At 67.5% G+C, this 21,444-nt stretch carries 18 protein-coding genes; 13 read left to right on the top strand and 5 right to left on the bottom strand.

Going from position 1 to position 21,444, the window contains the following annotated elements:
* Positions 1–5: 5 nt before the first annotated feature.
* Complete coding sequence (locus LR394_RS11645; RefSeq protein WP_231440865.1) at positions 6–1,187, bottom strand: cysteine desulfurase family protein; 1,182 nt, start codon at positions 1,185–1,187, stop codon at positions 6–8.
* A 109-nt stretch (positions 1,188–1,296) separates the two neighbouring features.
* Between LR394_RS11645 and ctaC the strand changes: the two genes are divergently transcribed.
* The 4 genes from ctaC to LR394_RS11625 all read left to right on the top strand — a co-directional run bounded on the left by ctaC (position 1,297) and on the right by LR394_RS11625 (position 5,958).
* Positions 1,297–2,304, top strand: coding sequence for an aa3-type cytochrome oxidase subunit II (gene ctaC, locus LR394_RS11640; protein WP_231440864.1), 1,008 nt, complete (start codon positions 1,297–1,299; stop codon positions 2,302–2,304).
* On the top strand, positions 2,304–4,091 hold the full coding sequence (ctaD, locus tag LR394_RS11635; RefSeq protein WP_231440862.1) for an aa3-type cytochrome oxidase subunit I: 1,788 nt from the start codon (positions 2,304–2,306) through the stop codon (positions 4,089–4,091). Before ctaC ends, ctaD begins: the two co-directional genes overlap by 1 nt.
* A complete protein-coding gene (locus LR394_RS11630) occupies positions 4,088–4,489 on the top strand; it encodes a cytochrome c oxidase subunit 4 (RefSeq protein WP_231440860.1) in 402 nt (133 codons plus the stop codon). The genes ctaD and LR394_RS11630 overlap by 4 nt, the downstream gene beginning before the upstream one ends.
* 251 nt (positions 4,490–4,740) lie before the next feature.
* A complete protein-coding gene (locus tag LR394_RS11625; protein WP_231440858.1) occupies positions 4,741–5,958 on the top strand; it encodes a L,D-transpeptidase in 1,218 nt (405 codons plus the stop codon).
* Positions 5,959–6,075: 117 nt separating this feature from the next.
* On the opposite strand, the gene trpD is transcribed toward LR394_RS11625, so the two are convergent.
* Positions 6,076–7,104 (bottom strand): anthranilate phosphoribosyltransferase, encoded by a 1,029-nt coding sequence (gene trpD, locus LR394_RS11620; protein WP_231440857.1) that lies wholly within the window; start codon positions 7,102–7,104, stop codon positions 6,076–6,078.
* 4 nt (positions 7,105–7,108) lie between these two features.
* Positions 7,109–7,462, bottom strand: coding sequence for a response regulator transcription factor (locus LR394_RS11615; RefSeq protein WP_407937034.1), 354 nt, complete (start codon positions 7,460–7,462; stop codon positions 7,109–7,111).
* A gap of 688 nt (positions 7,463–8,150) precedes the next feature.
* Here LR394_RS11615 and ctaE point away from each other — a divergent pair.
* The 5 genes from ctaE to LR394_RS42890 all read left to right on the top strand — a co-directional run bounded on the left by ctaE (position 8,151) and on the right by LR394_RS42890 (position 13,521).
* Positions 8,151–8,828 (top strand): aa3-type cytochrome oxidase subunit III, encoded by a 678-nt coding sequence (gene ctaE / locus LR394_RS11610; RefSeq protein ID WP_407937023.1) that lies wholly within the window; start codon positions 8,151–8,153, stop codon positions 8,826–8,828.
* A gap of 70 nt (positions 8,829–8,898) precedes the next feature.
* Complete coding sequence (qcrC, locus tag LR394_RS11605; RefSeq protein ID WP_231440853.1) at positions 8,899–9,687, top strand: cytochrome bc1 complex diheme cytochrome c subunit; 789 nt, start codon at positions 8,899–8,901, stop codon at positions 9,685–9,687.
* Positions 9,688–9,707: 20 nt separating this feature from the next.
* Entirely contained in the window at positions 9,708–10,742 is a 1,035-nt protein-coding gene (gene qcrA / locus LR394_RS11600) for a cytochrome bc1 complex Rieske iron-sulfur subunit (protein WP_231440851.1), read from the top strand.
* Positions 10,739–12,403 carry a cytochrome bc1 complex cytochrome b subunit gene (qcrB, locus tag LR394_RS11595; RefSeq protein WP_231440849.1) on the top strand — a complete coding sequence of 555 codons (1,665 nt, stop codon included), beginning with the start codon at positions 10,739–10,741 and terminating at the stop codon, positions 12,401–12,403. Before qcrA ends, qcrB begins: the two co-directional genes overlap by 4 nt.
* A gap of 344 nt (positions 12,404–12,747) precedes the next feature.
* The gene (locus LR394_RS42890; protein ID WP_231440847.1) at positions 12,748–13,521 is read left to right on the top strand and encodes an aminoglycoside phosphotransferase family protein; all 774 of its coding nucleotides are present in this window, start codon (positions 12,748–12,750) and stop codon (positions 13,519–13,521) included.
* A 7-nt stretch (positions 13,522–13,528) separates the two neighbouring features.
* Here the strand turns inward: LR394_RS42890 and LR394_RS11585 are convergent, their stop codons facing one another.
* On the bottom strand, positions 13,529–15,286 hold the full coding sequence (locus LR394_RS11585; RefSeq protein ID WP_231440845.1) for a DEDD exonuclease domain-containing protein: 1,758 nt from the start codon (positions 15,284–15,286) through the stop codon (positions 13,529–13,531).
* A 381-nt stretch (positions 15,287–15,667) separates the two neighbouring features.
* Here LR394_RS11585 and LR394_RS11580 point away from each other — a divergent pair, with 381 nt between their 5' ends.
* Both LR394_RS11580 and LR394_RS42885 read left to right on the top strand, forming a co-directional pair.
* A complete protein-coding gene (locus tag LR394_RS11580) occupies positions 15,668–15,934 on the top strand; it encodes a hypothetical protein (protein WP_231440840.1) in 267 nt (88 codons plus the stop codon).
* 1,148 nt (positions 15,935–17,082) lie between these two features.
* Positions 17,083–18,156: a C40 family peptidase gene (locus LR394_RS42885; RefSeq protein ID WP_231440838.1), complete on the top strand. Its 1,074-nt coding sequence runs from the start codon at positions 17,083–17,085 to the stop codon at positions 18,154–18,156.
* A gap of 54 nt (positions 18,157–18,210) precedes the next feature.
* Here the strand turns inward: LR394_RS42885 and LR394_RS11570 are convergent, their stop codons facing one another.
* Complete coding sequence (locus LR394_RS11570; protein WP_231440837.1) at positions 18,211–18,960, bottom strand: metallophosphoesterase family protein; 750 nt, start codon at positions 18,958–18,960, stop codon at positions 18,211–18,213.
* A 124-nt stretch (positions 18,961–19,084) separates the two neighbouring features.
* Here LR394_RS11570 and LR394_RS11565 point away from each other — a divergent pair, with 124 nt between their 5' ends.
* Both LR394_RS11565 and LR394_RS11560 read left to right on the top strand, forming a co-directional pair.
* Entirely contained in the window at positions 19,085–19,951 is an 867-nt protein-coding gene (locus LR394_RS11565) for a gluzincin family metallopeptidase (RefSeq protein WP_231440835.1), read from the top strand.
* A gap of 172 nt (positions 19,952–20,123) precedes the next feature.
* Positions 20,124–21,269, top strand: coding sequence for a glycosyltransferase family 4 protein (locus tag LR394_RS11560; RefSeq protein ID WP_231440832.1), 1,146 nt, complete (start codon positions 20,124–20,126; stop codon positions 21,267–21,269).
* The last annotated feature ends 175 nt before the right edge of the window (positions 21,270–21,444 follow it).

The following is a 21,444-nucleotide window of genomic DNA, read 5'->3' as shown; positions in this document are numbered from 1 at the left end:
AGAACCTACAGATCGTCGGCGCCCAGCATCGTCCTTACCCGCGCAACCGCGCCCGGCAGGGCGGCGCAGAACCGCTCCACGTCCTCAGGCCGGACGTCTACCGGCAGTCCGACCCGGATGTTGCCGTGGGTGAGTACCCCCATCGCCGCCAGCACATGACTCGGCTCCAAAGTGGATGCGGTGCAGGCCGATCCAGAGCCGACCGCGAACCCCTGACGGTCCAGGTCGTCCACGACGGCTTCCCCGTCGACATAAAGACACGAAAACGTGACCAGGTGCGGGAGTCGGTCGTCCGGGTCGCCCACGACCTCGGTGTCGGCAATTGCGGACGCTGCGGTGCGGATCTGGTGGGTGAGTTCACGACGCCTGTGGCCAAGTTGTTCGCGCTGCGCGGTGACCGTTTTCAGCACCACCGCCGCGGCCAAGGCAGCCGGGATCGCGACCGAGCCGGGAACCTGCTCCGTACCGTCGTCGTCGGGGTAGGGCGAAAGCCAGCGGGTACCGGCCCGGATCGCCAGTACCCCCAGGCCGTCGGGTGCACCCCAGGATCGGGGATCGGCAGTCAGCAGGTCCCAGTGCGGATCAATGGACGTGTGGCCTGCAGCGGCTGCGGCGTCTACCAGTAAGGGGACGCCGGACTTCCGGGTCGCCTCGGACACCGTCCCCACCGGCTGCACCGTACCTACCTCACCATTCGCCGCCTGTAGGCAGGCCAGCGCGACCCCCGGTTCGGAGACGGCGTTAGCGAAGGCCGAAACATCGACACGCCCGAGTCGATCCACGTCTATGAGGGATGTTTCACCCGCAAACCGGGTGCCGTGCAGCACTGCTGAGTGCTCCACCGCCGACATCACCACTGTGTTCCCGACGCGGTGCCGGGCCCGCAACGTGCCCAGGACCGCCGCGTGCACCGCCGCGGTATGCGATCCGGTGAACACCAGTTCCTCGGTGCGCGCCCCCAGATCGGCGGCGATCGACTCCCGCGCGCCTTCCAGCAGAAGCCGGGCCGAGCGCCCTTCGCGATGCAGCCGCCGGGGGTCTGCCCAGCCCTCCGATACAGCTGTAAGCCAGGCCTCCCGCCCGGACGGGTGAAGCGGCGCGACCGTCGATGCGTCCAGATAAGCCCGCTCTGCCCGTACGCCGGACGGATGAGGATGACCGGTCTGAGCAGGGGGGCCGTAAGTCATCCCCGCAGTGTCTCTCGTCTCTGGCGCGCCACGCCGATACCAACCCTGACCCATCGCGGGCGCTGTCACAGGCACCCGCTACTCTGCTCGCGAACGAGAAATCGGGAGCATGAAGATTCAGCAAAAGCACTCGGGGTCACAGGCGATGACCGGGCACCGGGACGAGACCGTGGGAAGGCCGCCGTTGCGTTCGCACGAGGGGTTCAGCAAGGCGCGTCGGCGCGCCCGTGCAGTTGCCGTGGGTTTGGCCGGCGCTGCTCTACTGACTTTGTCCGGCTGCACCGATGCGGTGCAGCGAGGGTGGTTCCCCGCCGACAGCGTGGGCGCCACCAACCACACCGAGCGGATCAGCGATCTGTGGCGTGGTTCCTGGATCGCCGCACTGATCGTCGGTGCGATCGTCTGGGGCCTGGTGATCTGGTGCATGATCGCGTACCGGCGCCGTAAGGGCGAGACCGGTGTGCCGGCCCAGATCCGCTACCACCTCCCGCTGGAGGTGATGTACACCGTGATCCCGGTGATGATGATCGGGGTCCTCTTCGGGTACACCGCCCGCGACCAGCGGGAGATCCTGGACACCAGCCAGACGCCCGACGTCACGATCGGCGTCGTCGGCAAGCAGTGGTCCTGGGACTTCAACTACAAGGACGCGGACGTCTACGAGTCCGGTGTGATGGGCCAGCTCGACGGCCAGGAGGGCGCGGAGGCCGCGCTGCCCACGCTGTACCTGCCGGTCAACCAGCGGGTCCAGTTCGACCTGACCGCCCGTGACGTCATCCACTCGTTCTGGGTGCCCGCCTTCCTGATGAAGATGGACATGATCCCGGGCATCGAGAACAAGTTCCAGGTGATCCCGACCGCCGAGGGCGACTTCAAGGGCAAGTGCGCGGAGCTGTGCGGTGAGTACCACTCCGAGATGCTCTTCAACGTCAAGGTGGTCAGCCAGGCCGAGTTCGACCAGCACATGGCCGATCTCGAGGCCCGCGGCCAGACCGGTCAGCTCGGCGACGACCTGAGCCGCAGCAAGATGGCGCCGTCCGACTCCGAGGCCGAAGAGGCGGGCAACAGCGACGCGCTGAAGACGTCGGCCGAATCGACGACGGCAGAGGTCAAGTGATGACAGCGACCCTCGAAGCCCCGCAGGCGGGCTACGTCGCCCGCCCGGTTCCGCCCAAGAAGGGGCTGAACGCGGTCAAGTGGCTGACCAGTACCGACCACAAGGTGATCGGTAACCTCTACCTGGTCACCTCGTTCCTGTTCTTCCTGCTCGGTGGCCTGATGGCGGTGCTGATCCGCCTGGAGCTGTTCACCCCGGGCATGCAGATCGCCAGCAGCAAGGAGCAGTACAACCAGCTCTTCACCATGCACGGCACGGTGATGCTGCTGATGTTCGCGACTCCGCTGTTCGCCGGCTTCGCCAACGCGATCATGCCGCTGCAGATCGGCGCGCCGGACGTGGCGTTCCCGCGGCTGAACATGCTGTCGTACTGGCTCTACCTGTTCGGCAGCCTGATCGCGGTGGCCGGTTTCCTCACCCCGCAGGGCGCGGCCTCGTTCGGCTGGTTCGCCTACGCGCCGCTGTCGAACTCGGTGTACTCACCCGGCCTGGGTGGTGATCTCTGGGTCTTCGGCCTGGCGATGAGTGGTCTGGGCACCATCCTCGGTGCGGTCAACTTCATCACCACGATCGTCTGCATGCGTGCCCCGGGCATGACCATGTTCCGGATGGGCCTGTTCAGCTGGAACATCCTGATCACCTCGATCCTGGTGATCATGGCCTTCCCGCCGCTGGCCGCCGCGCTGCTGGCGCTGGGCGCCGACCGGCGTTTCGGGGCAACGATCTTCGACCCGGAGAACGGCGGCGCGCTGCTGTGGCAGCACCTGTTCTGGTTCTTCGGCCACCCCGAGGTCTACATCATCGCCCTGCCGTTCTTCGGCATCATCAGCGAGATCCTGCCGGTCTTCAGCCGCAAGCCGATCTTCGGTTACAAGACCCTGGTCTTCGCCACGATCGCGATCGCCGCCCTTTCGGTGTCCGTGTGGGCGCACCACATGTACGTCACCGGCCAGGTGGCCCTGCCGTTCTTCGCGTTCATGACCATGCTGATCGCGGTGCCCACCGGGGTGAAGTTCTTCAACTGGGTCGGCACCATGTGGGGCGGCTCGATCACCTTCGAGGCCCCGATGGTCTGGGCCATCGGCTTCCTGGTGACCTTCCTCTTCGGTGGTCTGACCGGCATCATCCTGAGCTCGCCGCCGCTGGACTTCCAGCTGTCCGACTCCTACTTCGTGGTGGCTCACTTCCACTACGTGGTGTTCGGCACCGTGGTGTTCGCGATGTACGCCGGCTTCTACTACTGGTGGCCCAAGTTCACCGGCAAGATGCTGAACGACAAGATCGGCCACTTCCACTTCTGGCTGACCTTCATCGGCTTCCACGGCACCTTCCTGATCCAGCACTGGCTGGGTGTCGAGGGCATGCCCCGCCGGTACGCGGACTACCTGCCGGAAGACGGCTTCACGCTGGAGAACCAGATCTCCACGGTCTTCTCCGTGGTGCTGGCACTGTCGGTGGTGCCGTTCCTGTGGAACATCTACATCACCGCCAAGAGCGAGCAGAAGCCGCTGGCCGACGACCCCTGGGGCTTCGCCAACACGCTGGAATGGGCCACCTCGAGCCCGCCGCCGCGGCACAACTTCAACTCGCTGCCGCGGATCCGGTCCGAGCGTCCCGCGCTCGACCTGCACCACCCGGAGATCGCCGCGGCCGACCACCCCACCCCCGGTGGCAAGGGTCTGCTGCAGGAGATCTACGGCGAGGGCGATGTCCACGAGCGGGGTCCGGGCCTGAACGCCAAGGACGAGCCCGGCAACGGCTCCGGTAACCAGGGGGTGCAGAAGTGAAGGTAGAAAGCTGGATCTTCATCGGCGGTACGCCGCTGTTCCTGCTCTTCGGCGTCGTCTACGGCGCGGTCACGGGCTGGGACGAGCCGGTCGGCACCTCCTGCCTGTTCCTCACCGGTGGCCTGTCGATCATGATCGGCGCGTACCTGGCCTACACGGCCCGGCACATCGACGCCCGTCCTGAGGACAACCCCTACGGCGAGATCGCCGAAGGGGCCGGCGAGCTCGGCGAGTTCGCGCCGCACTCGTGGTGGCCGCTGGCCGTCTCCGCCTGCGCCGCGGTGGTGTTCGCGGGCATGGCGGTCGGCTTCTGGCTGGTCGGGATCGGCGCGATCTTCCTGTGCGTCGCGATCGTCGGCTGGGTCTTCGAGTTCTACCGGGGCGAGCACGCCCACTGATCACTGATCCACCCAGAACGCCCACGGTCGGTGACCGTGGGCGTTCTTCGTTTGCCCGGAGATGGCGTAGAAGGCGCATATATGGGCAGTGATGCTTGAGGAAAACATGATGTTTCAGGTGGTTCTCATGAGCTGCCGATAGACTCTCTTAAGCGAAACATTGCAACCGATGCCCGCCTACGACGCGTCTTAGGGGTGTCGTTGCGTCAACGGCGAAGTCGGAACTTGTCTGAATCAGGTGGGTAGAAGTGATGAGTCGTGTCGTCGGCCGCAGAGGCCCGCGCGCAGCCGGGATGGTCGCGGCCGCCACAGCCGTGCTGATTGCCCTGGCCGGATGCCAGTCCGGGGGGTCCGACGAGGCTGCTCCGGGTGGCTCGGGCGGGTCCGAGGGCACCGCGCAGACGACGCCGGCGGCCGCTCCGGCCTCGGTCACCGTCACCCCCGGCGACGGCGACAAGAAGGTCAAGCTCGCCAAGAAGATCAAGGTCGCGGTGGCGGACGGCACGATCTCCGAGGTGAACGTCTCCACGGCCACCGGTACGAAGCTCAAGGGCAAGATAAGTGAAGACGGTACGGAGTGGACCAGCAAGACCGCTCTGAAGGCCGCGATGGGCTACACGGTCCAGGTCAAGGCGGCCAACGCCGACGGCGTGGAGACCGAGGAGCGCTCGTCGTTCTCCACCCTGACCCCGGAGGGCACGGTCTCGGCCTACGTGGTACCCGGTGACGGCTGGACCGTCGGCGTGGGCATGCCGGTGGTGGTGGAGATGTCTCAGGCGATCGGCGAGAGCCACCGGGACGACGTGGTCGAGGCGCTGAAGGTCGACACCGGCGAGGACGAGGTCGAGGGCGCCTGGCAGTGGATGAGCGGCACCCAGGTGTGGTGGCGCCCGGCCGAGTACTGGAAGCCCGGCACCGACGTGAAGGTCACGGCGAACCTGGCCGGGGTCGAGGTGGCCAAGGGCGTGTACGGCAAGAAGCAGAAGGCCGAGTCCGACTTCACCATCGGCGACGAGATGATCAGCACCGTCGACGTGGCCGCGCACAAGATGACGGTCCGCAAGAACGGCAAGGTCCTGCGCACCATCCCGGTCACCACCGGCAAGGCCTCGATGGCCACCCGCAACGGGATCAAGGTGATCATGAGCCGGGAGACCTCGCACCGGATGCGCTCTTCGACGATCGGGATCGAGAAGGGCGACGCCGACTACTACGACATCGAGGCGAAGTACGCGATGCGCCTGACCTACAGCGGTGAGTTCATCCACGCCGCTCCCTGGTCGGCCGGGCAGCAGGGCGCCGCGAACGTCAGCCACGGCTGCACCGGGATGACCACCGAGGCGGCCAAGTGGCTGTTCAACCAGTCGAAGGTCGGCGACGTGGTGGTCTACAAGAACAGCGACCGCAAGCTCGAGCACGGCAACGGCTACACGGTCTGGAACGAGTCGTTCGAGAACTGGAAGGCCTGATCCACCAAGCGCGAAGGTCCGGTCCGAGAATACGGACCGGACCTTCTGCGTTCTGCACCGGGACTGCCGCGAAAGGCGACGGCTCGAGCGGATGCCGGGGACGAACGTCCTCAAATTTCAGGCGTTGGTGGCTGCTACCCAGCGTTCCAGCACCCCGGCGGCCGCGCCGCTGTCGATCGACTGGGCCGCCTTCTGCACGCCCTCGCTGATCTGCTTGACCAGGTCGCCCTCACCCGCACCGCCGGCCGCCAGGGCCGCCCCAGCGTTGAGCAGCACGGCATCGCGCACCGGACCGGGCTCCCCGGCCAGCAGCGAGCGCACCACCCCGGCGTTGTGCTGTGGGTCGCCGCCCCGCAGGTCTTCCAGCGTGGCGCGGGACAGACCGAGGTCGGCCGGGTCGAACATCTGCTCGCTCACTGCACCGTCACGCACCTGCCAGACCCGGGAGGGACCGGTGGTGGACAGTTCGTCCAGGCCGTCCTCGCCCCGGAAGACCAGCGCCGCATCGCCACGCTCGGCCAGCACCCCGGCCATGATCGGGGCCATCCGCAGGTTCGCGCAGCCGATCGCCGAGATCCCGGGCTGGGCCGGGTTGGTCAGCGGGCCCAGGAAGTTGAACGCCGTGGGCACCTTCAGCTCCGCCCGGGTGGGACCGGCGAACCGCAGCGCGGGGTGGAACTTCATCGCGAACAGGAAGGTGATGCCCACCTCGGCGGCCACCTCGATCACCCGCTCGGTGGGCAGGTCGAGGCGCAGCCCGAGCGCCTCCAGCACGTCGGCCGCCCCGGAGGAGGAGGACGCGGCGCGGTTGCCGTGCTTGATCACCCGCACGCCGGCGCCCGCCGCCACCAGGGACGACATGGTCGAGATGTTCACCGTCTTGTGCATGTCACCGCCGGTACCGACGATGTCCACCGCCGGCCCGGGGATCTCGATCCGGACCGCGTGCCGCAGCATCACCTCGACCAGCCCGGCCAGCTCCTGCACCGTCTCACCCTTGGCGCGCAGGGCGACCAGGAAGGCGGCCAGCTGGACCGGGTTGGAGCGGTCGGTCATCACCTGCTCCATCGCCCACTCGGTGTCCTGCCGGGACAGGTCCTGCCCGGAGATCAGGGTGGTGATGAGGTGCGGCCAGGAGTTCGTCAAGGTTTCAGCCTCTGCGACGTCGGGCCAGGACGGTGATCGCCTCGGCCAGGGCACGGGGGTCGAGCGGGTGCGCGACCGCGGCGTCGGCCCGGGACCAGGTGGCCAGCCAGGCGTCCTGCGGACGGCCGGTGAGCACCACGATCGGCGGGCACTCGAAGATCTCTTCCTTGAGTTGACGGCACAGGCCCATGCCACCGGCCGGAACCGCCTCGCCGTCCAGCACCAGGACGTCGAACCCGCCGGCGTCCACCGCGCTGATCACGGCCGGGGGAGTGGCGCACTCGGTCCACTCCACCGGGGGCAGATCCACGGCCAGGCGCTTGCCGATCGCCATCCGGACCTTGGCCCGGGTGTCCATGTCGTCGCTGTACAGCAGCACGGAGATCGGCCGGGGGCCGGAGACCGGCTCGGAGCCGGAGAGCCGGGGGTCCTCGTGGTCACCGGGCGCACCGGCCTGAGCGGGCACCAGGTCGTCGCCGGAATGGTGGCCGGCGACGGCCTTCGCGTCCGGGCGGTCCGAGGTCATCGTCATCGATCGTCTCCTACTGGAGTGATTCTTCGCCTCACACGTCCGCCCGGCCCGCTTGCTGCACACGTTCTGATGGGTCCGGCGGATGCCTGCGTGTCGCTGGTGATCGTACCGAAGCGCCGGATCGTCCCCTCACCCGCATGGCGCAGTGCGCCGGTGACCGACAGCGACCCCGCCCCGATCGTCCGGGGGCCGGAAGAGGCGACACGCCGGTTGAGGGAAAAGTCATCGGGATGGCCGGTGAATCCGTCGGCGTGTCGGAGGTAAAAGGGCCCCGAACGTGGGTCGAGGGCAACAGGAAGACGTCAAGGGCGCCGATGAAGCCTGACGTGAAGCAGTGGTCCGAGCAGTTACCTGCCTACCGAGACACCTGTCCGGAAGTAGGCGACGAATTACGTGATAGCGGGCTTGCGAAACCCCGTGCGACCTGCGGGAAGCCCGTTCAGGCAACGGTTAGGACACGGCGCGGGGCACGCAAGGGCCCCCCGCCCTACATCCGGATCGGCGTGAGGCCATAATGACGCCCGTGGCATCCGTAGCGGCAGTAGACGGCCCGGCTGGGCCGAACGTTCATGCGACTCTCAACCGACCCAACATGGTTCAGGTCGGCACGATCGTTTGGCTCAGCAGTGAGCTGATGTTCTTCGCGGGGCTCTTCGCGATGTACTTCACGATCCGTGCTGTCCAGCCCGACCTGTGGACGGTCGAGACCGCCAAGCTCGACATCCCCTTCTCGACGATCAACACGATCAACCTGGTGCTCAGTTCCGTCTGGTGCCAGATGGGCGTGTTCGCCGCCGAGCGGTTCCAGCCCAGCGCCCTGGGTAAGTGGTGGGCGCCCTGGACCCGTGAGCACGGCTTCCGCAACTGGGGCATGCGTGAGTGGTACCTGCTCACGTACGTGGCCGGCGCCATCTTCATCTGTGGCCAGGTCTACGAGTACGCGCACCTGATCTCCGAGGGCGTGACCCTCAGCAGCAACGGGTACGGCTCGGTCTTCTACATGACCACCGGATTCCACGGTCTGCACGTCACCGGCGGTCTGATCGCCTTCCTCCTGATCATCGGCCGCAGCTTTGCGGCCCGGCGGTTCGGCCACCAGGAAGCCACCAGCGCCATCGTCACGTCGTACTACTGGCACTTCGTCGACGTGGTCTGGATCGGGCTCTTCTTCGTCATCTACGTCATCAAGTGAACAACCTGATGGCTGCTGCGGAGCAGGCCGTTTCGCCTTTACCTACCTCGGAACGTAGGAGTTCTACATCGTGAGCGCACTCGCTGCCCGGCGGCGGCACCCGTTGGCCACAGCCCTGATCGTGGTGCTGGGCCTGCTCGTGACGGGCGTGGCCTACGCCGCCGTGATGCCCAGCACGGCGGATGCCTCGACCAGCACAGCCTCGGCCGACGACATCGAAGAAGGCCGCAAGCTTTTCCTCGCCAACTGCTCCACCTGCCACGGCATCGACGCGGAGGGCCGCAACGAGGCCCCCTCGCTGATCGGTGTCGGCGCCGCCTCGGTCGACTTCCAGGTCGGCACCGGCCGGATGCCGCTGGCGATGAGCGGCCCGCAGGCCCCCGAGGCCCCGGTCCGGCTCAGCGACGAGCAGACCAGCCAGCTGTCCGCCTACGTCGCCAGCCTGGGCGCCGGCCCGGCCATCCCGTCGGAGGAGGCGATCGACCCCGCACAGGGTGACGTCTCCAAGGGCGCCATGGTCTTCCGTACGAACTGCGCCATGTGCCACAACGCGGCCGGTTCGCGCGGGGCCCTGACCCGCGGCAAGTTCGCTCCGCCGCTGACCGACGTGGAGCCCAAGTACATCTACGAGGCGATGGTCACCGGCCCGCAGTCGATGCCGGTCTTCCCGGACCAGACCATCACCCCGGATCAGAAGCGTGACGTCATCGCCTTCCTGAGCACGATCAACGAGGCTCCGGACCCGGGCGGCATGTCGCTGGGCCGTCTCGGCCCGGTGACCGAGGGCCTGGTGGCCTGGGTGCTCGGCCTGACCGTCCTGATCGGCTTCGCGGTCTGGCTGGGGGCGAAGTCCTCGTGAGCAAGGAAACGGGTGGGACCATGAGCACCAACGAACCGGACCACGGTGGGTCCGACGTCGCCGTCCACGACGGCGACCTGCCGGCCAGGTTCGAGAACCCCGGCCTGCCGGAGCACAAGCACCGCCTGACCGACACCGACCCGAAGGCCGCCCGGCGCGCCGAGAAGCAGGTCGCCCTGCTGTTCGTGCTGTCGATCGTCGGCACGCTGGTGATGATCGTCGGCTACTTCGCGGTCAAGATGGATCACGGTCTGGGCTTCCTGGACTACCTCGACCGGCTGGCGCTGTCGAACCAGATCCTCGGCATCGGCATGGCGGTCTCGCTGCTCGGCATCGGCGTCGGCGCGGTCCACTGGGCCAAGACGCTGATGCCCGACGAGGAGCGGATCGACTACCGGCACCTGCAGCGCGGCACCGACGAGGAGCGCGCCGACGCCGTCGAGATGCTGAACACGGGTGTCGAGGAGTCCGGCTTCGCCCGGCGCCCGCTGATCCGTAACACGCTGATCGGCGCCATGGCGCTGTTCCCGCTGCCCGGCATCATTCTGTTCCGCGACACCGGCCCGCTGCCCGAGAAGGTGCTCACCGAGACCTTCTGGAAGGCCGGCGACCGGCTCACCCTCGACCCGGAGGGCGGCCCGATCAAGGCCTCCGACATGGTCCTGGGTGCGGTCGCGCACGTCATGCCCGAGGGCATCGAGGAAGCCGAGCACGTGCTCAACGAGAAGGCCAAGGCAGCCGTGCTGCTGATCCGTCTCGAGGAGGACCAGCTGGCCCCCGAGTCGCTCGACGGTGCCTACGGCGGCATCGTCGCGTACTCGAAGATCTGCACCCACATGGGTTGCCCGGTCGCCCTGTACGAGCAGCGCACGCACCACCTGCTGTGCCCCTGCCACCAGTCGACCTTCGACCTGACGCAGAACTGCAAGGTCATCTTCGGTCCGGCCAAGCGGGCGCTGCCCCAGCTTCCGATCACCGTGGACGACGAGGGATACTTGGTGGCCGCAGCCCCGTTCGGCGAGCCCGTCGGCCCGAGCTACTGGGAGCGTTCATGAGCACCACCAGTCCTCTCGAGAAGGCCGGTGCCACCACCGGTAACTGGCTGGACGAGCGCGTCGGCGCGTCGAAGGTCGTCAAGGGCTTCTCGCGCAAGATCTTCCCCGACCACTGGTCGTTCATGCTGGGTGAGGTCGCGCTCTACAGCTTCGTCATCCTGCTGCTCAGCGGTACGTTCCTGACCTTCTGGTTCGTGCCCAGCGCGGGTGAGACCACGTACACCGGCCCCTACGCCCCGCTGGCCGGTCAGCACGTGTCCGAGGCGTTCAACTCCACGCTGCACCTGTCGTTCGAGGTCCGTGGCGGTCTGCTGATGCGGCAGATCCACCACTGGGCGGCGCTGGTCTTCGTCGTCTCGATCATCGTGCACATGTTCCGGATCTTCTTCACCGGCGCGTTCCGCAAGCCGCGTGAGCTGAACTGGGTCATCGGCATGCTGCTGGCCATCCTGGCGCTGATCGAGGGCTTCCTCGGCTACTCCATGATCGACGATCTGCTGTCCGGTAACGGCCTGCGGATCGCCCAGGCGATCGTGCTGGGTATCCCGGTGGTCGGCTCGTACGTGAGCTTCTTCCTGTTCGGCGGGGAGTTCCCGGGCGAGGCGTTCGTGCCGCGCTTCTTCGTGCTGCACGTGCTGCTGATCCCGGCGATCATGCTGATGCTGATCACGATCCACCTGATCCTGGTGGTCGTGCACAAGCACACCCAGTACCCCGGCCCGGGCCGGACCAACAACAACGTGGTCGGCTTCCCGCTGTTCCCGATCTACACGGCCAAGGCGGGCGGCTTCTTCTTCATCGTCTTCGGCGTGATCGCGCTGATGGGTGCGCTGTTCCAGATCAACCCGGTCTGGATCTACGGGCCGTACGACCCCTCACCGATCGGTGCCGGTGCCCAGCCCGACTTCTACATGGGCTTCCTGGACGGCGCGGTCCGAATAATGCCCGGTTTCGTCGAGTTCGAGATCTTCGGCCATACGGTCTCGCCGAACATCTTCATCCCGACGCTGGTCGTCCCGGGCCTGATGGTGACACCGGCCCTGCTGTACCCGTGGATCGAGCAGTGGATCACCGGTGACAAGCGCGAGCACCACCTGCTCGACCGCCCGCGCAACGCCCCGACCCGGACCGCCCTGGGGGTCATGGCGATCACGCTGTACGTGCTGCTGTGGATCAGTGGTGGTAACGACATCGTCGCCACCCACCTGCACCTGTCGATCAACGACATCACGTACTTCATGCGGGTCGGCGTGTTCGTCCTGCCGGCGCTGGCCTACGTGATCACCAAGCGGATCTGCATCGGGTTGCAGCGCAAGGACCGCGAGAAGGTGCTGCACGGCCGGGAGACCGGCCGGGTGTTCCGGACCGAGGAGGGCGAGGTGTTCGAGCTGCACGCCCCGCTGTCGGCCCACGACCGCTGGCTGCTGGTCGGCTTCGACGCCCCCGAGCCCGCTCAGGCGCTGTCCGCCACCGACGCCGCGGGAGTCCGTCGCCCCGGTGGCCGGCTGGAGAAGCTGCGCCAGAAGATCAGCAAGTTCTACTTCGAGGACCGGGTCGCCCCGGTGACGCCGGCCGAACTGGCCTCCGCTCACCACCACGGCGACCACGAAGAGGTCACGGCCGGCGAGGGCAGCAAGCCCGCGGTCGGCTCGGGTCACTGATCCGCTCGTAGTTTCCGAAGGCCGGCGTCGATCCCTCACCGGGATCGGCGCCGGCCTTTGTTTGCTTGAAGACGTCTGTCCGCGCGGCTTGGGTGGCGGCTGGGGTGGTGCAGCCGATTCTGACGCGGGTCGTTGTGCTCCACCGGTTGCCTTGGCGTGGAACTGCGTTGGTGTCACTCGGCCGCTTTCTGCCCCGGGTACTTCAGGCCTCTTGCCAACCACCCGGCGACCGACCTCTGATGTGTACACACGGGACGCCTGGTACCAGGTGCGCAGAACATTCACGCCTGCTGATTCCTCGCTGCGGCCCTGATCCACAGGGCAAGCCCGGTAGCTTCGGTGGCGTGGAGACTCCAGAGATCCTGACCGGCGGGGTGAATCAGGTGACGCGGGTCGGTAACACGGTCCACCGTCCCACCGGAGCGTGGACACCTCTCGTGCATGGCCTTCTCCGGCATCTCCGATCACAAGGTTTCACTGCCGCCCCCGCCGTGCACGGGGTCACCTCGGACGGCCACGAGATCCTCGACTTCCTGCCCGGCGAAGTGAGTAACTATCCGCCTACCCCGGCCGCCGCATCTTCTCGGGCGTTGATCAGCGCTGCTGAACTGCTTCGCGCCTATCACGACAGCACGGTCGGCTACGGATCGGATGTGACGGAGGGCTGGATGCTGCCGGTGCAGACACCGGTGGAGGTGATCTGCCACGGCGACTATGCCCCGCACAACTGCGTACTGTCCGGCGAAGAAGTGGTCGGGATCATCGATTTCGACACCGCCCACCCGGGGCCTCGTCTCTGGGACGTGGCCTACGCCGTGTACCGGTGGGCCCCGTTGACTGCGCCCACGAATGACTCGGGCTTCGGAACCGTGGCGGAGCAGGCGGTTCGGGCCCGGCGCTTCTGCGACGCCTACGGCCTGGCGGCTGCTGACCGGGCTGGTCTGCTGGAGATGGTGGCGATCCGGCTGCAGGCCCTGGTGGACTTCATGCGGGCACAGGCTGCCGCTGGGTCGGCGGCCTTCGCATCGCACGTGGCTGATGGGCACGACCAGCTGTACCTGGCGGACGTGGCCTACCTAAGGACGCATGCACAGGAGTTCGAGCAGCATCTGCGGTGAGGCCTGATCAAGGCAGCTGGATCGTGCGATGGATCTCCTTCGGTAGGCCGAACCGAGCCTGTGCCGCCCCTTTGACCGGCCAGGCCCACGTGCCCTCGATCTCGACCAGACGCGTCCCTGCTTGTTCGAGCCAGTTGAGCACGATCTCGGTCTCTTCTGGGTGAGCCGAGGGGTACGGCACGTCGCGAGGCTGCACCACCTCGCCGGTAAGGCTGAGTGCTTCTACGTACGGCATCGGATCGGCGCCGGGTGGCGAGACGCTGGTGCCCGCCAGACGGCCGTACCGGACCAGGGCGAACTCCCAGCCGCCGCGCTCCTGACGGCGAGCGCCGATCAGGTGGGAGACCGCGGCGATCGGCGCCAGACGCTGGGCCCGGGCGGCGCCGCGAAGGTAGGCGAGCAACCGGTCGCGATGCTGCGCGGCCTCTTCGTAGCGCTGTAGCTCGGACAAAGACGTGGCCCGGCGTAGCGAGGCCTCGACCACCGGTCCGGCATCGCTGAGCATGGCGGCGCGCACCTGCTCCACCACCTCGGAGTAGGCCGGGATGTCGATGCCACCCGTGCAGGGGGCGCCGCAGCGGCCGATCTCGGCCAGGATGCACGCGCTGGCGTTCTTGGCCGGGCGCCTGGGCAGTTTCGGCGTGCAGCGCCGCAACGGGTACGCCTCGTGCAGAGCGGCCACCGCCTGCTCGGCCTGCTCCTGCGAGGTGAACGGCCCGGTGTAGGTGGCGCCGTCGGCCTGGACCTCGCGCACCACGGACAGCCGGGGAAAGGCCTCGGTGGTCAGCTTCAGCCAGGGCTTGCGCTCGGGGGCCTTGGAACGGCGGTTGTAGGGGGGCGCGTGCTCGGCGATCAGCCTGATCTCGCGGACCTTGGCCTCCAGTGTGGTGGCGCAAGGGATGGGAGTGACCTTGGCGGCGCGGGCGACCATCTCGCGCATGCGACTGCGTTGTTCCGCGGCGGTGAAGTAGTTGCGCACCCGGGTGCGGATGTTGACCGAGGTGCCGACGTAGAGCACCTCGCCGCGCTCGTCGCGGAACAGGTAGACACCGGGACCGGTGGGCATGCCGTCGGCGAGATGCCGCTTGCGGCGCGTGCTCTCGGGCACCTTGGCGGAGAATCCGCGGAGCTCGCCCAGGGTGGTGACGCCGAGGGTGCCGATCCGGCCGAGTAGGGCGTGCAGCACGTGAACGGTGGCGCGGGCGTCGTGCAGGGCGCGGTGGTCGGGCTCGATGGGGGAGCCGAAAAGCGTGGCCAGCGTGTGCAGTTTGCGGTTGGGGGCCTCGTCCCGGCTGACGATGTGCCGGGCCAGCTTGACCGTGTCGATCACCGTGGGGGAGGGCCACGGGTGGCCGAACCGCTCGCACGCGGCCTTGACGAAACCCACGTCGTAGGGGGCGTTGTGAGCGACCAGGACACTGCCCGAGCAGAACTCCAGGAACGAGGGCAGGACGGCGCCGAGCGAGGGGGAGTCCGAGACCATCGCATCGGTGATGCCGGTGAGTATCGAGATGAAGGGCGGGATCGGGCTCTCCGGCCGGACCAGGGTCTGGAACTCGCCCAGCACCTCGCCGCCGCGCACCTTGACTGCGCCGAACTCGGTGATACCGGCGTCGGCCGGGGCGCCGCCGGTGGTCTCGAGGTCGAACACCACGAAGGTGACCTCGGACAGGGCCTGGGCATCGTTCTTGCCGGCGCCGGTGACGACGACTTCTTCAGGCCAGAGCGCCTCCTGAGTGGCGACGGACGACTCGGTACTGCTCATGCCAGGACCGTATGCCCACCCACCGACAGTCTTGGCGGCGGGCATCCTTTCTGCAGCTCCGGCCGGCTCCGGTCCCGCTCGGTCCGCCAAGACTGTCGGTGGTCGCCCTTAGCGTTCTCGACATCGGCACCGCGCCGTTCGGGCAGCACGATCCCGTGTGATCGCCAGGCCCGTGAGCACTCTCGGAGGGGCACCATGCTGATCGACTGCGAGTCCTGCGCTGTTCGCGGCCCGGCCTGCCGTGACTGTGTTGTCAACGTACTGCTGGGGGCGCCTGCGTCCCGGCGTACCGGGCCTGCCGCGCACCCTGACCGCTCTGCTCAGGCCGGCCAGCAGTCGCACCCGGTTCACGGATCGCACTCCGCCCACGGCAGGCGTCCGGTGCAACTCGAGCTCGGGCGTAAACCCGCACCCGACCTCGCCGCCGCTGCCGCTGCCGCTGCCGAAGAGATCGACCTCACCGCTGAGGAGCAGCGGGCGATCGCCGTACTGGCCGGCTCCGGTCTGGTGCCCCCGCTGCGGCTGGTGGCTCGTCCGGTCGACCCCGACCAGGCCGGGCCCCTGAACTGGGACCACGAGCCTGCCCAGGGCGAAAGGAGCCCACGTCGGCGTAAGCCCACGCCTCGGCGTAGCGAGGGAGCGGCTTGAGTCTGCGCGCGGCTGCTGGTTCGGCCGCCGCCCGTCTTGGTGCGCCCGCGGTGCGAAGGGCGGGGATGCCTGCACATCCGCTCTGAGCGTGGGTTCCAGGCCGGCGAGATGCCGACCGACGGCGGCCGAACCAGCCCTGCCAACGCGGCGGGCCTATGTCTCGCGACTGGGCCAGGTGCCGAAGGCTTGGGGCGGCGACCCCGGGACTCTGGAAACCCGGGAAACCCTGAGACTCGGGAAATCCTGGGGACTTGGGAACCGTGGGCTCGGGGAAATCCTGGGGACTTGGGAACCGTGGGCTCGGGGAAATCCTGGGGACTTGGGAACCGTGGGCTCGGGGAAATCCTGGGGACTTGGGAACCGTGGGCTCGGGAAACCCTGGGGACTCGGGAACCGTGGGCTCGGGAAACCCTGAGGCTCGGGAAACCTTGGGACTTGGGAAACCCTGGGGACTTGGGAACCATAGGCTCGGGAAACCCCGAGACTCGGGAAGCCCCGGGCCCCGGCGCCCCGACACAGAGAGCTCATCGACGGGCGCGGGACAGCACGGGAGTGGTCGCCGGGACTGCAGCCGCCACCGCGCGATCCCGACCATGGGTCTGCAGTGATGGCCCGGGGGCCGGCGCGGAATCCCTTCGCGCACAATCCGAATGTCGCCGCCCTGAATTACGTTGCCGAGGCAGTAAACGCCACCTCTGTCACGCTGCGTCCCGGTCTCATCACGGCATAGGCGCGCTCACAGAACCGGGTCGCATCGGACCGAAAAGGGCAAAATGCTTCTAAGAAACGCTTGGGTCAACGTTAAGAATTTATGTCCCTAGTTAAGGATGTGGTGATGGTATGCGGGTCTAGCTGCGGAGATGACGCTCCGCACACCTGTTGGGGCAAACTGCTGACTTTGGCAGGGGTGTCCGTGCCCGATATCTTTCCTCCGTTCACAGACCGTCGCCGCTGCGGAGGGCATGAGGCCCTCGTTCGCGGTACGGCTCAGTTTCCGTTGCGGCGATTCTCCCGTCGTGCGGGCACCAGAACGGAGAGCTCGCGCCTTGCGATCGGACGGTCCGAAATCCGGCCAGCCCGCTGAACAGCGGTCTGATGTCCAGCACTCCGAGTCGCGCGATCCTGCGCGCGGGTCCCGGCCCGGTGACGTGAGTGCACCGAGAACCGGCGGCTCCTTCTTCAGAAGAAAACCCCTTGGGGTCTTCCGGCTGACCGGCTGGCGTCGTTTCGCCGGTGTCCTGGTTCCCCTGGCTCTGGCCGGTGGCGCGATCTTCGCCTCGCCGACCGCCAGCGCGGTGCCGAGCCCGAGCGTCAGCGACGTGAAGAAGAAGGTCGAGAAGCTTCAGGACGAAGCCGACCAGGCGGCGGAGGCTCACGCCGAGACTCGCGAGAAGCTGAAGTCCACCCGGGTCAAGCTGAATGCGGCCAAGAAGGAGCTCAAGAAGCAGGAGGGTCGCGTCCAGACCCTCAAGGAGCAGGTCGGCCTGCTCGCTGCCGAGAGCTACCGGCGCGGTGAGCTTTCCGCGCTCGACGTCATGCTGTCCGACGACCCGGAGTCGGCGCTCGCCCAGGCCGGCTACCTGCCGTCGCTGTCGTCCCGGCAGAGCGGCGCGCTGAACAACCTGGCCGACGCGCAGAAGAAGCTCGAGGACACGAAGAAGTCGATGGAGGAGCAGGTCGTCTCCATCGAGAAGTCCAAGAAGAAGATGGAGAAGGACGAGAAGCTCGCCAAGGAGCGTCTGAACGAGGCCAAGCAGGAGCTGAACACGCTCGAGGCCGCTCAGCGCACCACGGTGAACAACGCCCTCGGTAACGGGGGCATGCCTTCCGACAAGGCCGGCGGCACCTGCACCGCAGCTGCTGCCGCGGCACCTTCGGCAGCGGCCAAGGCCGCGATCAACTTCGCCTGCTCCAAGCAGGGCGATTCGTACGTCTGGGCCGCAGCCGGCCCGACCACGTGGGACTGTTCCGGTCTCACGATGAAGGCGTACGCGGCCGGTGGCGTCTCCCTGCCGCACAGCTCGGGGATGCAGGCCGGCTACGGCACCTCGGTGAGCACCGGCTCGCTGCTGCCCGGCGACCTGGTGTTCTTCAACTCACCGATCAGCCACGTGGGTATCTACCTGGGCAACAACACCATGGTTCACGCGCCGTCCAGCGGTGACGTGGTCAAGGTGGCCACGCTCTGGAAGGCACCGGTGGCCGCGGCTCGCCTCGGCTGACACCTTTCCGGAACGGCCCGGTTCCTCGGCACAACGCTGAGGAGCCGGGCCGTTTCAGATTTTGCTGAACACGGCCAAGGCTTCGGCGTCGGACGGGATGCTTAGCAGGTTCTCGTCGATGAACTCAGCCAGCCCGGGGTAGTCCGGGGCCTGCGCCCGGAACAACCTGGCCGCCGCCTCAGCGTCGTACTCGCTTCGCCGCAGAACCACCGAGGGCCCGAGCAGCGCCCAGTACGCACCCGGAACCCCTGCATACGGCATGCCTACGCTGCCGGGATTGACGAATCGGCGGCGGTCGGCGAGGCGATCGAACGGCATGTGGGTATGGCCCAGCACCACGGTCGCTTCGCTGGTACTGGCGAACGCCTCCCGGTACCGGTCGACTGACGAGTCCACCAGCACGATCTCGGTATCGCTGCGAGTGGTGGCGTGGCAGAAACGCACCGGACCCAGGTCGTCGATGTCCAGGCGCACCGATAACGGCAGGTCGTCGATGAGGTTGCGGTGGGCCGGGGACAGTTGCGCCGCCGCGTACTCAGTGGTGGCCCAGACGCTCGACGGCTGAGACCCGTCCGAAATTCCGCCTCCGTAGGCGTGCAAGACCTCGCGCTCGCAGTTTCCGTGCACCCAGATCACACGGTCGCCGAGTGCGGCCAGTCGGTCGAGGGTCTGCGCGGGCATTGGACCGGTGACGAAGTCGCCGTTGAGCACGAACGCATCTACCCCCGCCCGCTCTGCGTCTACCAGCACTGCATCTAGTGCCGGCAGGTTCCCGTGAACGTCAGCCAGTACCGCGACTCGCATCTGTACCTCCCCGTCCCCTTGGCAACGAGACCCCAGCCAGAACCCTGACCGGGGCAAGGAGATCTGCTGACTGCGAAGCGAAAGACCTGCGTGGTTTCACAAACGCGCTGGGTAGTCTGTTTGGATGCGGCGTGTCCTGATCCTCGGCGCTGTGCTGCTTCTGGCCGCCCTGGCCGTCTCCTTGGTGGAAGATCCCGCACCTGCCACCAGTTCGCCCACGGGGAGCCCGCTGGCCCCGGAGACGACTCAACAGCCCACTGAAGTGAACGCGATCTCGGACCGGTGCAAAGCGAATGGCCCGGAGCAGATGCGGGAACTCATCGAGCAGCTCGCCGAGCTGTGCGAACCCGCCGCGGCCACTGTGGACCAGGCTTGGGGAACCAGTTGGGCGCAGGGGAGCAGGCAGCGCACCCAGCTCACTATCGCCGGCGGCGTGGACGAACTGGCGGAGCTGCTGAAGCGGACCGACACGAAGGGCCTGGTCGAAACCGCCGCAGTAACGGTCGGACCTAAGAACGCTCCGGCTGACGCGGTGTTCGTGAACGGTCCCGCGTTTGTAGAACTCAGCGACCTAGGCCGGGAAGTGGTCCTGACCCACGAGCTGGTGCACGTTGCGGCCCGCGCCACCGGGGACTCAGCGGCCCCTACCTGGCTTGAGGAAGGTTTCGCGGACTACGTGGCCTACCGCTACACGGATCTGTTGCCGCGTCAGGTTGCTGAGGAGGCGCTGGCGGCACCCCTCCCGGAGGCATTGCCGGCTACGGACGACTTCGATGCGGCCGGGGCGGAAGTTGCCGTGGCTTACGGACGTTCGTGGGCAGCGGTCATGTTGCTCGCGGAGCGTCTGGGGAGCGATGCGGCGGTGAAGAGCTTTTACGAACGGACGGTGGACGCGGGTATCGGGGACGCGTTGCGTTCGGCGGGGTTCGAGAACGAGAACGATTTCGTGCAGGCCTGGCGCCAGGAGATCGAGGAGCTTGCGGCTGCCTGAGAACGTCCGGCCAGAGCTCCGGCGAACGAGCTGAGCAGGTAGGACGTCGCCCGAACGAACTGCTGGACGGCAGCGATTGGGGTTGCTGACCTGGGGGTGGGACAGTTGAACTGCGCGCACATCCGCGTTCACGACAAATCCCGCGAAAGGATCCGGCCGAAGTGGTAGCCCAATGAGCGGCCGCACGCTCATCATCACCAATGACTTCCCTCCGCGGACCGGCGGTATCGAGTCGTTCGTGCTGGCGATGGCCCGCCGTTTTCCGCCGGGCCAGGTCGTGGTGCATACCAAGCGGCAGAAGGGCGACACCGACTTCGACGCCGGCCTGGACTTCCCGGTGGTGCGGGACAAGTCGCCGATCATGCTGCCCACCCCGGCCATCACCCGGCGCTCGATCGAGATCGCCAAGGCCGAGGGATGCGACCGGGTCTGGTTCGGGGCGGCGGCACCGCTGGGCCTGATGGCGCCGAAGCTGCGGGCGGCCGGGATCGAGCGGATGGTTGCGACCACGCACGGGCACGAGGTGTGGTGGTCAGTGGTGCCGGGCGCGAAGGGCCTGATGCGTAGGATCGGGCGCCACGTCGACGTGCTGACTTACCTGGGGGAGTACACCCGCAGCCGGATCGCCCCCGCGCTGGACCCAGCCGCGCTCACTCGCTTCGTGCAGCTCACACCCGGTGTGGACGATGTGGTGTTCAACCCTGAGGTGGACGGCCGGCAGGTCCGGGCCGAGCTCGGGCTGGGGGACCGGCCGGTGGTGGTGTGCGTCTCGCGGATGGTCGCCCGCAAGGGGCAGGACACGCTGGTCGAGGCACTGCCACTGATCCGGGAACGGGTTCCGGACGCGGTTTTGCTACTGGTCGGCGACGGTCCCTACCGTTCCGAGGTGCAGCGCCGGATCGAGAACGCAGGTCTGGAGGAGCACGTCTTCGTGACCGGGCGGGTCTCGTGGACGCGGATTCCCGAGTACTTCGCCGCCGGTGACGTGTTCTGCATGCCGGCCCGCACCCGGATGGGCGGGTTCGACCTGGAGGGTCTGGGCATCTGCTACCTGGAGGCGGCCGCGACTGGTCTGCCGGTGGTGGCGGGCGACTCCGGCGGTGCCCCCGATGCAGTGCTGGAAGGCGAGAACGGCTTCGTGGTCAGCGGTACCGATGCCAAGGCCGTGGCCGACCGGTGCGCCACGCTGCTGCTGGACAAGGATCTGGCCAGCAAGTTCGGGCAGCGCGGGCGCGAGTGGGTGCTGCAGAAGTGGCGCTGGGACGACCTGGCCCGGCAACTGCAGCGCATGCTCGCCGGAGACCGCCTGGTCGGCTGAGGCCGAACCAAGCAGACAGCCGAACCAAGCAGACAGCAGCCAACGGCAGCAGGTCGAGGCAAGCCGAGCCAGGCCAAGCCGAGCCAGGCCAAGCCGAGCCAGGCCAAGCCAGGCCAAGTAAGGCCAAGCCAAGCCGCCAAGTAAGGCCAAGCCAAGCCGAGCCAGGCCAAGCCGA

The sequence above is a fragment of the Kineosporia babensis genome, assembly GCF_021129305.1.
Taxonomy (GTDB): Bacteria; Actinomycetota; Actinomycetes; order Actinomycetales; family Kineosporiaceae; genus Kineosporia; species Kineosporia babensis.
This window is presented reverse-complemented; position numbering and strand designations above follow the sequence as displayed.

Bases quoted from the DNA above. Each gene is read 5' to 3' on its own strand.
- LR394_RS11565 (WP_231440835.1), top strand. From the start codon at position 19,085: ATGCGGCGTGTCCTGATCCTCGGCGCTGTGCTGCTTCTGGCCGCCCTG.
- LR394_RS11625 (WP_231440858.1), top strand. From the start codon at position 4,741: ATGAGTCGTGTCGTCGGCCGCAGAGGCCCGCGCGCAGCCGGGATGGTC.
- LR394_RS11560 (WP_231440832.1), top strand. From the start codon at position 20,124: ATGAGCGGCCGCACGCTCATCATCACCAATGACTTCCCTCCGCGGACC.
- LR394_RS11585 (WP_231440845.1), bottom strand. From the start codon at position 15,286: ATGAGCAGTACCGAGTCGTCCGTCGCCACTCAGGAGGCGCTCTGGCCT.
- ctaD (WP_231440862.1), top strand. From the start codon at position 2,304: ATGACAGCGACCCTCGAAGCCCCGCAGGCGGGCTACGTCGCCCGCCCG.
- qcrB (WP_231440849.1), top strand. From the start codon at position 10,739: ATGAGCACCACCAGTCCTCTCGAGAAGGCCGGTGCCACCACCGGTAAC.
- LR394_RS11615 (WP_407937034.1), bottom strand. From the start codon at position 7,462: ATGGACACCCGGGCCAAGGTCCGGATGGCGATCGGCAAGCGCCTGGCC.
- ctaE (WP_407937023.1), top strand. From the start codon at position 8,151: ATGACGCCCGTGGCATCCGTAGCGGCAGTAGACGGCCCGGCTGGGCCG.
- LR394_RS11645 (WP_231440865.1), bottom strand. From the start codon at position 1,187: ATGACTTACGGCCCCCCTGCTCAGACCGGTCATCCTCATCCGTCCGGC.
- ctaC (WP_231440864.1), top strand. From the start codon at position 1,297: ATGAAGATTCAGCAAAAGCACTCGGGGTCACAGGCGATGACCGGGCAC.
- LR394_RS11570 (WP_231440837.1), bottom strand. From the start codon at position 18,960: ATGCGAGTCGCGGTACTGGCTGACGTTCACGGGAACCTGCCGGCACTA.
- qcrA (WP_231440851.1), top strand. From the start codon at position 9,708: ATGAGCACCAACGAACCGGACCACGGTGGGTCCGACGTCGCCGTCCAC.